At 64.6% G+C, this 13,418-nt stretch carries 12 protein-coding genes; 6 read left to right on the top strand and 6 right to left on the bottom strand.

What is annotated here, in order from left to right; translation table 11 throughout:
- The first annotated feature begins 177 nt into the window (after positions 1–177).
- The 4 genes from HCA61_RS10350 to HCA61_RS10335 are packed head-to-tail and all read left to right on the top strand — an operon-like array spanning position 178 to position 6,219.
- On the top strand, positions 178–1,548 hold the full coding sequence (locus HCA61_RS10350) for an NAD-dependent succinate-semialdehyde dehydrogenase (RefSeq protein WP_346777552.1): 1,371 nt from the start codon (positions 178–180) through the stop codon (positions 1,546–1,548).
- A 60-nt stretch (positions 1,549–1,608) separates the two neighbouring features.
- Complete coding sequence (locus HCA61_RS10345) at positions 1,609–2,409, top strand: hypothetical protein (RefSeq protein WP_169688112.1); 801 nt, start codon at positions 1,609–1,611, stop codon at positions 2,407–2,409.
- A 4-nt stretch (positions 2,410–2,413) separates the two neighbouring features.
- Entirely contained in the window at positions 2,414–3,727 is a 1,314-nt protein-coding gene (locus HCA61_RS10340; RefSeq protein ID WP_346777539.1) for an alpha/beta hydrolase-fold protein, read from the top strand.
- On the top strand, positions 3,724–6,219 hold the full coding sequence (locus HCA61_RS10335; protein WP_346777538.1) for a DUF2156 domain-containing protein: 2,496 nt from the start codon (positions 3,724–3,726) through the stop codon (positions 6,217–6,219). Before HCA61_RS10340 ends, HCA61_RS10335 begins: the two co-directional genes overlap by 4 nt.
- A gap of 44 nt (positions 6,220–6,263) precedes the next feature.
- On the opposite strand, the gene HCA61_RS10330 is transcribed toward HCA61_RS10335, so the two are convergent.
- The 6 genes from HCA61_RS10330 to hsaA all read right to left on the bottom strand — a co-directional run bounded on the left by HCA61_RS10330 (position 6,264) and on the right by hsaA (position 11,729).
- Entirely contained in the window at positions 6,264–6,548 is a 285-nt protein-coding gene (locus HCA61_RS10330; protein WP_169688110.1) for a DUF4193 domain-containing protein, read from the bottom strand.
- Between the two features lie 186 nt (positions 6,549–6,734).
- The gene (locus tag HCA61_RS10325) at positions 6,735–8,018 is read right to left on the bottom strand and encodes an NADH:flavin oxidoreductase (protein WP_169688109.1); all 1,284 of its coding nucleotides are present in this window, start codon (positions 8,016–8,018) and stop codon (positions 6,735–6,737) included.
- A 146-nt stretch (positions 8,019–8,164) separates the two neighbouring features.
- Positions 8,165–8,773, bottom strand: a complete 609-nt coding sequence (gene hsaB / locus HCA61_RS10320; RefSeq protein ID WP_169688108.1) for a 3-hydroxy-9,10-secoandrosta-1,3,5(10)-triene-9,17-dione monooxygenase reductase subunit — start codon at positions 8,771–8,773, stop codon at positions 8,165–8,167.
- Entirely contained in the window at positions 8,770–9,672 is a 903-nt protein-coding gene (gene hsaC, locus HCA61_RS10315; protein ID WP_169688107.1) for an iron-dependent extradiol dioxygenase HsaC, read from the bottom strand. Before hsaC ends, hsaB begins: the two co-directional genes overlap by 4 nt.
- Entirely contained in the window at positions 9,672–10,544 is an 873-nt protein-coding gene (gene hsaD / locus HCA61_RS10310) for a 4,5:9,10-diseco-3-hydroxy-5,9,17-trioxoandrosta-1(10),2-diene-4-oate hydrolase (protein ID WP_169688106.1), read from the bottom strand. Before hsaD ends, hsaC begins: the two co-directional genes overlap by 1 nt.
- Before the next feature lie 9 nt (positions 10,545–10,553).
- Entirely contained in the window at positions 10,554–11,729 is a 1,176-nt protein-coding gene (hsaA, locus tag HCA61_RS10305) for a 3-hydroxy-9,10-secoandrosta-1,3,5(10)-triene-9,17-dione monooxygenase oxygenase subunit (RefSeq protein WP_169688105.1), read from the bottom strand.
- 189 nt (positions 11,730–11,918) lie between these two features.
- Between hsaA and HCA61_RS10300 the strand changes: the two genes are divergently transcribed.
- Together HCA61_RS10300 and HCA61_RS10295 are read left to right on the top strand one after the other, a co-directional pair.
- On the top strand, positions 11,919–13,064 hold the full coding sequence (locus HCA61_RS10300) for a Rieske 2Fe-2S domain-containing protein (RefSeq protein WP_169688104.1): 1,146 nt from the start codon (positions 11,919–11,921) through the stop codon (positions 13,062–13,064).
- Positions 13,065–13,066: 2 nt separating this feature from the next.
- A complete protein-coding gene (locus HCA61_RS10295; protein ID WP_169688103.1) occupies positions 13,067–13,405 on the top strand; it encodes a hypothetical protein in 339 nt (112 codons plus the stop codon).
- Positions 13,406–13,418 lie beyond the last annotated feature (13 nt).

Genomic DNA, 13,418 nt, shown 5'->3' with positions numbered 1-13,418 from the left:
GATTGTTGACAATATGCATAACATGGGCGGAGACCGAAGGCAACGGACGAAAGGCATGCCATGCCCGATCAGGCGGTCACTCGGAACGACAAGCTCAGCCCTAACGAAGACGCAGCCATCCGCACGGTCCCGACGGGCCTCTTCATAGACGGTCGATGGCAGGACGCCGACCGCACGATGCCCGTCGTCGACCCGTCCACCGAACGGGAGTTGTGCTCGGTCGCCGACGCGAGCCCCGCCGACGGGATGCGCGCCCTCGACGCCGCGGCAGCCGCGCAGGATTCGTGGGCGCAGACGTCACCGCGTGAACGCTCGACGATCCTCGCGGACGCGTATCGGCTCATGATCGAGAATATCGATCGGCTCGCGCTGATCATGACACTCGAGATGGGTAAGCCGCTTGCCGAGGCACGCGGCGAGGTGAACTACGCGGCCGAGTTCTTCCGCTGGTTCGCCGAGGAGGCCGTCCGTATCGACGGCGGCTACATGCAGGCACCCGCGGGCGGATCGAGATTCCTCGTCACCCGACAGCCGGTGGGCCCGACCCTGCTCATCACCCCGTGGAATTTCCCGATGGCGATGGGCACCCGCAAGATCGGCCCGGCCATCGCCGCAGGCTGCACGAGCGTGATCAAGCCGGCGTCGCAGACACCGCTGTCGATACTCGCCCTCGCCGACCTGCTCAGCGAGGCGGGACTTCCGGCCGGGGTCGTCAACGTCGTCACCACGTCGCAGTCCGATGACGTGATGGCGCCGCTGATCCTCGATCCGCGCTCACGCAAGCTGTCGTTCACGGGATCGACCGGAGTCGGCAAACACCTGCTCGAACTGTGTGCGCGCACCGTCATGCGCACCTCGATGGAACTCGGCGGCAACGCGCCGTTCCTCGTCTTCGACGATGCGGATCTCGACTCCGCGGTCGACGGCGCGATGGCCGCGAAGATGCGCAACATCGGACAGGCCTGCACTGCCGCGAACCGTATCCTCGTCCAGCGCGGTGTCGCCGAGGAATTCACGAAGCGCCTCACCGAGCGTATGTCCGAACTGCCGATGGGCCGAGGTGTCGAGGACGGGGTGGTCGTCGGGCCGCTCATCAACCGCGCCGCCGTCGACAAGGTCAGCGAGCTCATCGACGACGCCGTTGCCCGCGGCGCGACCGTCGCCCTCGGCGGTACCCCCGTCGACGGACTCGGATACTTCTATCCGGCATCGGTGCTCACCGACGTCGCCGACGACGCGCAGATGTGCCACACCGAGATCTTCGGCCCGGTCGCGGCGATCAGTACTTTCGAGACCGAGGACGAAGCGATCCGACGTGCCAACGACACCCCGTTCGGGCTCGTGTCCTATGTCTACACCGAGAATCTGCGACGAGGGCTACGCGTGTGCGAAGCGCTCGAAGCCGGCATGGTGGGATTGAATCAGGGCGTGGTCTCCAACCCTGCCGCACCGTTCGGCGGGATCAAGGAGTCCGGTCTCGGGCGCGAAGGCGGCTTCACCGGAATCGACGAGTTCCTCGAAACCAAGTACATCGGTGTGGCGCTGTAACCGTACGGAACTGCGGTCGTTCGGCGCACACGAGGAGCTGCTCCCTGGCAGGATCGCTCCATGCCGGCCACGACGGTGGCGCGCGTCCGCGCCGAGTTGAATACCCACCCGGTGGGCCGCGCCCTCGAGCGCATTCTGGTGGGGCTCGGGCGCATCGAACTCGTCGACCGCTCGATGACGCTCGCTGCGCAGCTGTTCACCTCGGTTCTGCCCGTCATCATGGCCGCGTCGCTCCTCGTCGACACGTCCACAATTCGGGAGACCCTGCTCGCTCCGTTCGGAGTCGATCCCGATGCGCTCGTCCAGGACGGATTCGAGGTGACGTCGGAAGCGGCGGCGTTCGGCGCGGTGGGGCTGTTGATGGTCCTCATCAGTGGCACATCGTTCGCGCGTGCGCTCGGCAGGGTGTACGGCAAGATCTGGGATACGCCCGTGTTGCGCCTGTCCCATGCGTGGCGGTGGTGTGCGGTCCTGTTGCTGGTGGCGACCTCCGCGCTGGTCACCGGACTGATCCACCAACTCGGGTCACCGATCATCGCGCTGATCGCTCAGTGGTGCATGTGGGTCGGTGTCTGGACGACGTGCCCCACACTGCTCACGGCAGGCCTCGTTCCCACTCGAGTGCTGGTCGCCACCGGCCTTCTCACAGCAACACTGCTGACCGCTGTCAGCGTCGGAGGACGAATCGCACTGCCCCATGTCACCGCCAGTTCCGAAGCGCATTTCGGGACACTCGGGATCGTCTTCACCATCGTCGGGTATCTGTTCGTCGTCGCTATCGCGCTCGTTGCGTCACCGGTGATCGTCCAAGCGCTGATCGGCGACAACGACTCCGGAGATGTCGAGGCCGATCCATACTGAGTCGGTGTCCTTGTCCGGGATCACCGACCCTGTGCTGGATCTACCGCTGACCACGAGTGCAGCGGCGATCGTCTTCACCGCGGCTGCGGTCGTCGGGCTCGGCGTACTCGCCGCCAGGCGAACCAGGCGGTGGCTCGTCCTCCTACCTGTGCTCGGGTCATGTGCGCTGGTGGTCACGGTGGCGGCCGCAGTTGTGGTCGAGAAGCTGTGGCGGCCGTTTCCCGATCCCCTCCCGACGACGGTTTACGTGTGGTCGGGGATTGCGATTCTCGCTCTCACCCTCCTCGTGGGCCGTCTGCTGGCCCGCGATCGAGCCCGGCGCCATCTTCCCGTGGCGTGCGGGTTGATCGCGGCATGGCTGGTCGTCACGCTGGCTGCCGCAGGTCATATCAACGCCGTGTACGACGCGTACCCGACCGTCCGCGCGGCCTTGGGTGTGAACAGTTTCCGCACCGTATCGCTCGACTCACTGGAGTCGGCCAGGACGGTCCCGAGCGACACGTGGACGCCACCGCCTCGCCTACCGACGAGCGGCGCGGTGATCACCGCTCCGATACCGGGCGCGACCTCGGGGTTCGAAGCCCGCGCGGCGCACCTCTACCTTCCGCCCGCCTATTTCTCCGACCCCCGTCCGGAGCTACCGGTTCTGGTGCTGTTGGCAGGACAACCCGGCAGTACCGAGGACTGGCTCATCGGCGGCCGGCTCACCCAGACCATGGATGCGTTTGCCTCCGAACACAGCGGACTCGCACCGATCGTGGTGCTCGCCGACGGCACCGGAAGCCAATTCGCCAATCCCTTGTGCGTCGACTCACATCTCGGCAACGTCGCGACCTATCTGTCTGTGGACGTGCCCGCGTGGGTGCGCAACAACCTTCAGGTGGACACCGATCCGAGGGCATGGGCCATCGGTGGCCTGTCGTACGGGGGCACCTGCGCGCTGCAGATGGCGACGCTGCGGCCGGATGTCTACCCCACGTTCCTCGACATGTCGGGGCAGGGTGAGCCTACGCTCGGCGACCGCACCCGCACGGTCGACGAGGTGTTCGGTGGTGACGAAGCCGCCTTCGAGCGCATGAATCCCGCCGACCTGCTGGCCCATGAACGCTTCCCGGAGTCGGCCGGTGCATTCGTCGTCGGAAGTGACGACAGCGAATTCCGTTCCGGCATCGAACAACTCAAAGCCGCCGCGCAGGCTGCGGGTATGGATGTCCATCTCACCGAACTACCCGGCGGGCACAGTTTCGAGGCGTGGTCGGCCGGACTGGAGAAGGAGTTGCCGTGGCTCGGTCAGCGACTCGGCCTGACACACCCGTGACACACGTTCGACCGGTTGTCGCGCGCTACACGTCGATACTGCGAAGCGCTCCTGTCTCGCTCACGCTGCTTGCTGGACTCTGGATTCTCGGCGCGGTCACGGGAAGCATCCTGCGCGGCCCGTCGCGAGGTCTCGCCCACGACGTCTCGCTCGGAGTGTCGAGCTTCTCGGACGGGCATGTGTGGGTGCTCTGGACATCCGGGTTGTTCGCGTCGAGGCTCGCGGATTACCTTCTCGTCACCGCCGCCGTCCTGGCAGTTGCCGTTCCGGTCGAGAATCTCTGCGGTAGCAGGCGGTTCGCGATCGGCGCGGCCGTCACTCAGGGCGTGGGTGCAGCCGCAGCACTGGCGGTAGCACAGCTAGTCTCCACGTTTCCGAACTCGTGGGGAATCGCTCTCCACGGCCATCTGATCGAAGATCCACTTCCCTGGATCATCGGCACGCTCCTGACTGCCACCGCGGCGATGTCGACACTGTGGCGACGACGAATCCGCATGGTCGTGCTCGTCTTCCTGATCACCACCACGCTGTTTGCCGGTCACCTGCAAGACCTGACGCGCCTCGGCGCTGCTGTTGCCGGGTTGGTGCTGGGCCCCCTCCTCTTCCGGGGTCGTCCGCACGTCGCAACACTCGGCGGCACGATCAGAGAACAACGCACACTCGTCGCTCTCGTGGTCGCGGCCAGTGTGCTCGGCCCTGCGCTCGCCGCCTTCTCGCCACACGCCATCGGTCCGCTGTCGGCCCTGCGTGAGTTGTTCGGCCAGGTCCCCTACACGGCGCGCGAACTCGTGGACGTGTGTGACGATCCGGCTCTGGCCGACGAGTGCCGCAAAGGGCACCAGGCCCTCCGACTCTCGGGGTTCGGTCCGCTGGTCGCGAATCTGCTGCCCGCTGCGGTGTTGCTGGTGGGCGCGGAGGGTCTGCGGCGTGGACGCCGCGCCGCGTGGTTGCTCACGGTATGGGGACACCTCGCACTCATCGCTGCAGCGACGGCGAGTGCCGTGGTCCGAGCGACCGAGACGCGTTCGCTGGTGTACGGATATCACCGGCACGGATCGTTGTACCAGGAACTGGCGCCGTTGTCTGTGCTTCTCGCGGTCCTCGTGGTGCTTCTGGCGACGCACCGGTTGTTCCAGGTGCGTGCGCCACGCGGAACCTACCGGCGCGTGTGGCTCGGTACTGCCGCCGTGACCGCGGCGGCACTGGTCGTCTACGTAGCAGCAGGATCGCTTCTCGCCGGGAGCTTCGATCGCGACCCCGGTCCGGTGACGCTGCTACGCGACTTTCCTCGCCGGCTCGTACCGCCGGTGTATCTGCAGCTGTTCGACCCTCCGATATTGCCTGCGACGATTCCCGCGACGGTGCTGTTCGAATGGGTGGGTATCGTGGTCTGGGTCGTCTTCGCTGTGTTGATGTTCCGTAGCTTCACGATTCCCGTGCTCGGGCACTCCGCTACCGACGAGCAGCGGGTTCGTGCACTGTTGCGATCACCAGGAGGCGAATCGCTGTCATGGATGATCACGTGGCCCGGCAACAGCTATTGGTTCAGTGACGACGGTGCCCACACAGTCGCGTATCAGGTTCACTCGGGTATCGCCCTGACCACAGGGGACCCCGTCGGCGATCCGGCGACACGCGCCGACGCCGTCGATGCGTTTGCCTCGTACTGTCTACGTAACGGATGGACGCCATGCTTCTATTCGGTCGGCGAAGATCTCGCAGTCGTTGCGCGCAACCACGGCTGGAGTTGTGTGCAGGTCGCCGAGGAAACACTCCTCGACCTGCCGGAGCTCGCGTTCAAAGGCAAGAAGTTCCAGGACGTACGGACCTCTTTGAATCGCGCGACCAAACAGGGCATCGAGGCGCGCTGGACCACATTCTCCGAGGCTCCCCTGTCGGTGGTTTCACAGATCGTCGAGATCTCGGAAGAGTGGGTCGCCGACAAGGGGCTTCCCGAAATGGGTTTCACACTCGGAGGGCTGGAGGAACTGAAGGACCCGGAGATCCGCCTGCTGGTGGCACTCGACACCGACGGCCATATGCACGGTGTCACCTCGTGGATGCCGGTGTTCCGCGACGGCACGCTCGTGGGGCTCACACTCGATTTCATGCGACGGCATTCCGACGGGTTTCCGCCGGTGATGGAGTTCCTCATCGCGTCGGCTGCGCTGTCTGCCCGCGAGGACGGACTCGAGTTCCTCAGCTTGTCCGGTGCCCCGCTCGCCAGTGCGGCGGACGAGTCCGGTGGCGATGAGCGGGGTGCACTCGACGACCTCCTGAACCTGCTCGGTCAGGTTCTCGAGCCCGTGTACGGGTTCCGGTCGCTCTTGTCGTTCAAAGCCAAGTTCCAGCCCCGCCATCGCCCCATGTACATGGTGTTTCCCGACTCCACGGCATTGCCTCGGATCGGGCTCGCGGTCGGCCACGCGTACCTGCCGAACATGTCGTTCGAGCAGGGACGGCAGCTCATGTCACGGATATTGCAACGCTGACCGCAGTCGTCGAACGGCGTTCGATCGTTGCGAGAACAGCATTCTCAGGCGCAATCCAGGCAGATGTTCTCTTCCTGGTCCGACATGCGATTGCGATGCTGGACGAGAAAGCAACGCGTACAAGTGAATTCGTCTGCCTGGCGAGGAACGACACGGACGGTCAGTTCCTCACCGGACAGATCCGCACCGGGAAGCTCGAACGATTCAGCGGTGTCGGCTTCCTCGACGTCCGCCACCGCCGCCTGTGCGGTGTTGCGGCCGGGACCCAAAATGTCGAGCGGTTCATCATTGTTCTGTTCGACCCTGGGGCGGTCGTAGTCGGTTGCCATGGGCTCCTCCCATTCATGCACGATTGGCGGCTGTACCTGGTCTTGGTTGACCGATGGTAGAGCACAACACGCTCGGGGGAGGATTTATGCCCGATCACATGATGATTTCACAATCGTCAGCTGCCGCCGGAGCAATCCCCCGCCCGACGCCCTGGCCGCCTCCGGTGATCAGCGCCACTCGCCCTCTCAGTCCCGGCATCCGGATCCCCGTGCCGACGCCGCGAGCTCGTCGACGCCTGTGATAACCGCACTGTCGGCTCCACGGGCAGAATCAACAGCTCCGAACGCGGACGCGGGGTCCAGGACACAGTGCGTGCGCCCGTACACGGTGTACATACATCGATTGCAGTGTGTGCAGTACGTCTGCTTGGACCGGTCTGTTCGAATCGCCTCCACCAGATTCGGCTCACGAAGCAGAGCTCGCCCCATAGCGACGAAGTCGAATCCCTCAGCCATCCCAGTGGTCATGTGGTCGAAGTCGGTGATGCCACCCAACAGGATCAGCTTGGTGTTCTTCATCAACGGAACGAACTGTCGCGCGGATTCGAGCATGTAGAGGTCGTGATAGGGGAACTCCCCAAGGATCTTCTTTCCCAGGAGCAGGACACCGGTCTTCCACGGCTGCGGCATCACGGCAGCGAAGTCGTCCACCGGGACATCCCCGCGGAACAGGAACATCTGACGCACCACCGACGACCCCTGGGTCAACTCGAGTGCATCCAGGGTGCCGTCCGCATCGAGCAACTGTGCGGTCCGCAGCGATTCCGACACACCGATTCCACCGCGAATTCCGTCGTCCATGCTGATCTTGGCCGTGACGGCGATGGCGCTACCGACTCGCGTACGCACTGCATCCGCGATCTCCCGGACGAATCGGGATCGGTTGTCGATGTCGCCACCGTATTCATCGCGACGTCGATTGAACAGAGGACTCAGAAACGAGCTGGGTAGATAGTTGTGACCGAAGTGCAGTTCGACGGCGTCGAAGCCGGAGTCGACGGCGATTGCTGCCGCGTCAGCGAAACGCTGTACGACGTCGGTTATTTCACGGCGTGAGATCGCCCGGCAGTACTCCAGCGCGGTCGGGTTGACCATCCTGCTCGGCGCCACCGCGGTGACCCCGGTGATCTTCTTGGATGCGACCGGACCGGCGTGTCCGAGTTGGGCCGAGATCGCGGCGCCTTCGGCGTGGACGGCCTCGGTCAGGCGCTGTAGGCCCGGCACCGCATTCCGTGTCATGAGGATCTGGCCGGGCGCACTGGCGCCCTCCGAACTCACGCAGCAGTAGGCCACTGTTGTCAGGCCCACGCCTCCTCGGGCGTACGCGACATGGAAGTCGATCAGATCCTGCGTGACGAGGCCGTCGGGAGACCGCCCCTCGGACGTGGCCGCCTTGATGATCCTGTTGCGCAGCTGTATCGGCCCCAGCTGTGCTGGGTCGAAGGGGTCCGGCGGGGTAATCGAGGGCATACATTGAACCTTTCGTCGTGACAAGGCTCACCATGTATGCCGCGGGCCACCCGCGACAGAGTGCTCCCGCCCAATGGAAGCGGCGACAGCAGATCAGCGACGGGAGCGGAGTTCGACGATCAGGAGACACCGCTCGCTTCAGGCAATCAGAGCCAGGTGTCCTCGGATGCAGTGGTGAGAAACGCTTCGAGGTCATCGCGCCACGGCGCCGGGGTGGTCTTCTCCGGTTCGATACCCGTGTACTGACCGCGGTAGAAGAGCAACGGCCTGCCCAGCTGCTCTCCCACTTCACTCAATGAGGAGACCCGGCCGAACACCACCCAGTGGTCGCCGCCGTCGTGCACTGTCTCGACGGTGCAGTCGATGTGCGCGAGCGACCCGGCGAGAATGGGCGAGCCGAGCGGCGACGACGCCCACTCGACACCCGCGAACTTGTCCGGTTCCTTCGACCCGAAGCGGGCGCACACGTCCTGCTGGTCTTCTCCGAGCACGTTCACACAGAACCGGCCGCTGCGTTCGATCGCCGACCACGAGCGGGATTGCTTCGTAGGACAGAAGAGGACGAGCGGCGGGTCGAGCGACAAGGCTGCGAACGACTGGCAGGCGAATCCGACGGGCGCGTCGTCGTCGACAGTGGTGATGATGGTGACGCCGGTGCAGAACTGCCCGAGGACGGTGCGGAACGTCCTCGGGTCGAGGGGCGCGACCCCCTGCGGCTCGAACGCACCGGCGCCACCGTCTGTCGGGGCACTCATTGCGTGAACCCCACCGAGAAGTCGTGCCCCCACAGGCTCACAGCAGTCGATTCCCGGGCGATCCAACCCTCGTCTTCGACCTGCAATCCTTCACAACCGAATTCGACGTCGAATCCGCCCGGTGTCTTCATGTAGAACGAGAGCATCTTGTCGTTGACGTGACGGCCGAGGGTCGCCGACATCTTGACCTTCTTGCGCAGTGCCCGGTCGAGCCCGAGACCGACGTCGTCGGAATTCTCGACCTCGATCATCAGGTGCACGATGCCGCTGGGTGTGGGCATCGGCATGAACGCGAGGCTGTGATGACGCGGGTTGCATCCGAAGAATCGCAGCCACGCAGGCTTGCCGTCGGCCGGCCTGCCCACCACCTGTGGAGGCAGACGCATCGAGTCGCGCAGGCGGAAGCCGAGGACATCGCGGTAGAACCGCAGCGACTCCTCGTCGTCGCGGGTGGAGAGCACGACGTGTCCGAGGCCCTGCTCGCCGGTCACGAACTTGTGCCCGTACGGACTGACCACACGACGGTGTTCGAGCGCGGCGCCGTGGAACGCCTCCAACGTATTGCCGGACGGATCCTGGAACACGATCATCTCGTCGACGCGGCGGTCGGCGAGCTGCTCCGCAGTGCCTTCCTTGAACGGGACCCCGGCGGCCGACAGGTTGTCGCGCACCGTCTGCAGGTCGCCGGCATTCGCCGTCTCCCAGCCCGACACCAGCAGGTGGTCGGTGTCGTGCGGCTCGATGACGAGCCGAGCCGGGAAGTCGTCCATGCGCAGATACAGGGCGTCGGGGTTCGTACCCTTGCCTTCGACCATGCCCAGGACCTTGAGACCGTAGTCGCGCCACGCGGCCACGTCGGTCGCGCCGATACGCAGATACGCGAGGGACCGGATCGACATCATTTACCTCCGTCGGTGAGGAAATCCGCCGTGATCCGGTTGAATTCCTCGAACTTCTCGAGTTGCGCCCAATGCCCGCAGCCACCGAAGACGTGCAGTTGTGCGCGCGGGATCATCTTGAGTGCCACGAGCGCGCCGTCGAGTGGATTGACGCGGTCTTCCCGCCCCCAGATGAGCAGGACGCGCTGCCGGAGCTTGTAGGCGTCGCGCCAGAGCATACCGAGTTCGAAGCCGCTGCTGGAGAACGACTTCCCCATCGCTTTGGCGGCGGCGAGTGATTCGGGGGCGCTGGCGGCTTCGAATCGCTCGTCGATCAGTTCGTCGGTGACGAGTGACTGGTCGAACACCATGATCCGAAGGAAGGCTTCGAGGTTCTGACGCGTGGGCTGGTAGCTGAACTTGCCGAGATTGCGGACTCCCTCGGTCGGGTCGGGGGCGAACAGGTTGACGCTGAGCCCGCCCGGACCCATGAGGACCAGCCGACCGGCACGGTCGGGGAAATCGAGAGCGAAACGCACGGCCGCACCGCCGCCGAGGGAGTTACCGAGCAGGTGGACGCGCTCGATACCGAGGTGGTCGAGCAGGGCCTTCAGCGCGGTCGAACTGTGCACGAAGTACTGCGGGTGCTCGGTGGGCTTGTCGGACTTGCCGTATCCCGGCTGATCGACACAGATGACGTGGAACTTCTCCGCGAGCACGGGAATGTTGCGAGAGAAGTTCGACCAGCCCGACGCGCCCGGGCCACCGCCGTGCAACAGCACGATCGTCGTGTCGTTCCCGACGCCTGCCTCGTGGTAGTGCAGGCGCAGATCGTCGCGGACCTGCGCGAAGCGGGACGTCGATTCGTAGGTGATCTCTTGCGTTGCAGTCACGGGCGGTCCTTAAACCATCGTGTCGGTGAGAGGAAGACCGAATTCGGCGCCGCCGAACATGACGTATGCGCGTTCGGCGTCGTTGGCGGCATGCACACGACCGGCGTGAGCGTCGCGCCAGAATCGTTGAATGGGTGTGCCATTGGCGAGCGCGGTGGCGCCCGAGTTCTCGAACAGTCGGTCGATCGAGGCGATGGCGCGGCCGGTCGCGCGCACCTGGTCGCGACGGGCGCGCAGGCGGAGCTCGATCGGAACGTCCTTGCCTTCGAGGAGATAGGCGTACTCGTCCGCGACATTGCCCGAGAGTTGCCGCCACGCGGCGTCGATGTCGCTGGATGCCTCGGCGATGCGGATCTTCGCGAACGGGTCGTCCTTGGCCTTCTCCCCCGCGTAGGCGGCGCGCACCCGCTTGCCCTGGTGCTCGACGTGGGCGTCGTAGGCCCCGTAGGCCATGCCGACGATCGGGGCGGAGATGGTCGTGGGATGGATGGTTCCCCACGGCATCTTGTAGACGGGCGCGGTGTTCCGCTCGAGTCCGGGCGAGGCCAGATCGTTCATCGTCTTGAAGCTCAGGAAGCGGTGTCGCGGAACGAACACGTCCTTGACCACGACGGTGTTGGAGCCCGTTCCACGCAGCCCGACCACGTTCCACACGTCATCGATCTCGTACTCCGAGCGCGGTATCAGGAAGCTACCGAAGTCGACGGGGCGCCCGTCCTTGATGACCGGGCCGCCGACGACGACCCAGGTCGCGTGATCGCTGCCCGACGACCACGCCCAGGCACCGTTGACCTTGTAGCCGCCGTCGACGACCTCGCCGGCGCCCATCGGCGCATACGACGAGGAGATGCGCACATCGGTGTCCTCACCCCAGACGTCTTCCTGCGCCTGCTGGTCGAACAGTGCGAGGTGCCAATTGTGGACACCGATGATTCCGGACACCCAGCCGGTGGATCCGCAGGCACTCGCGATGGTGCGCACCGCGGTGTAGAAGGTGACGGGGTCGGCTTCGTATCCACCCCACTGTGCCGGTTGCAGAAGTTTGAAGAAGCCGGACTCCTGGAGCGCCTTGATCGAACCATCGGGGATGCGGCGAAGATCCTCGGCTTCCTGCGCGCGTTCCCGCAGGCTGGGCAGCAGAGCGTCGATCCGCTGCAGTACCTCGTGGCTGTCGTGGTCACCCACTGGACACTCCCGTCTGTTCAGGAATTGATCGCTTGGTTCGAGACTAGAACATGTTCTTATTTGTGTCGAGACCGGACGAGTTCCGTGGCATCACAGGTTTCACGGGGACCAAAGTCCTCGTTCCCTTTCGATCGCGGGGGAAATTCTATAACGTGTTCTACTAAGAGATCCGGAAGGAAGTGAGCGGACATGGCACAGATTCGCGAGATCGACGTCGGAGAGGCGCGGACCCGGTTCGCGCGGGGTTGGCACTGCCTCGGACTGAGTCGCAGTTTCAAGGACGGCAAGCCGCACTCCGTCGAGGCCTTCGGCACCAAACTCGTGGTCTGGGCCGACAGCAACGGCGAGATCAAGGTGCTCGACGGCTACTGCCGGCACATGGGTGGCGACCTGTCGCAGGGCGAGATCAAGGGCGATTCGATCGCGTGTCCGTTCCACGACTGGCGCTGGGGCGGCAACGGTAAATGCACCGACATCCCCTACGCGCGACGCGTCCCCCCGCTCGCCCGCACTCGCGCGTGGACCACGATGGAGAAGCACGGCCAGCTGTTCGTGTGGAACGATCCGGAGGGCAATGCGCCGCCGGAGAACGTCACGATTCCCGAACTCGAGCAGTACGGGACCGACGAGTGGACCGACTGGACGTGGCATCAGATCCTCATCGAGGGGTCCAATTGCCGCGAGATCATCGACAACGTCGTCGACATGGCGCACTTCTTCTACATCCACTACGCCTTCCCCACGTTCTTCAAGAACGTCTTCGAAGGACACGTCGCGGAGCAGTACCTCAACACCCGCGGACGTCCGGACAAGGGCATGGCCACCCAGTACGGCATGGAATCGAAACTCGAGTCGTACGCGGCGTATTACGGTCCGTCCTACATGATCAATCCGCTGAAGAACAACTACGGCGGATACGAGACCGAATCGGTGCTGATCAACTGTCATTACCCGATCACCCACGACTCATTCATGCTGCAGTACGGCATCATCGTCAAGAAGCCGACGGGCATGAACGCAGAGCAGACCGACATGCTGGCCGCCAAACTCACCGAGGGTGTCGGTGAGGGATTCCTGCAGGACGTCGAGATCTGGAAGAACAAGACCAAGATCGAAAATCCGCTGCTGTGCGAAGAGGACGGCCCGGTGTACCAGCTGCGTCGCTGGTATGAGCAGTTCTACGTCGACGTCGCCGACGTCACCGACAAGATGACCGGACGCTTCGAATTCGAGGTCGACACCGCTAAGGCCAACGAGGCCTGGGAAGCGGAGGTCGCCGAGAACATGGCCCGCAAGGCCGCTGAGGCCGAGAAGAAGCAGGACTCGGAGGTCTGACGATGAGCGCCTCGACCCGACGCAGCACGTGGGCCAAGTCTCCGAGTTTCGCGGACCAGCCGGAACGGGTCGAGGCGATCGCCGCCCAGACCGCCATCGACAAGATCAACTACCTGGATTCGGGCCTGAGCGAGGTCGAATGCCGCAGTTGTGACACCTGTGTCCTGGTGCGCAAGAACAGCTTCCGTCAGACGAGCGTGCAATGGCAGAGCGATCCGAACGTGACATGCCCCGTCTTCCGGGACACCGACCGTGCCAGTGCGCCTCGCGAGGGCTGCCCGAATCTGCGGGCCAGCATCGAGCAGGCCGTGCTCGACGGTTCGCTGAACATCGCCAGGTAACCCCCGCGGCAGC

Origin of the sequence: Rhodococcus sp. HNM0563 (assembly GCF_012726195.1) — a bacterium.
GTDB lineage: Bacteria > Actinomycetota > Actinomycetes > Mycobacteriales > Mycobacteriaceae > Rhodococcus.
This window is presented reverse-complemented; position numbering and strand designations above follow the sequence as displayed.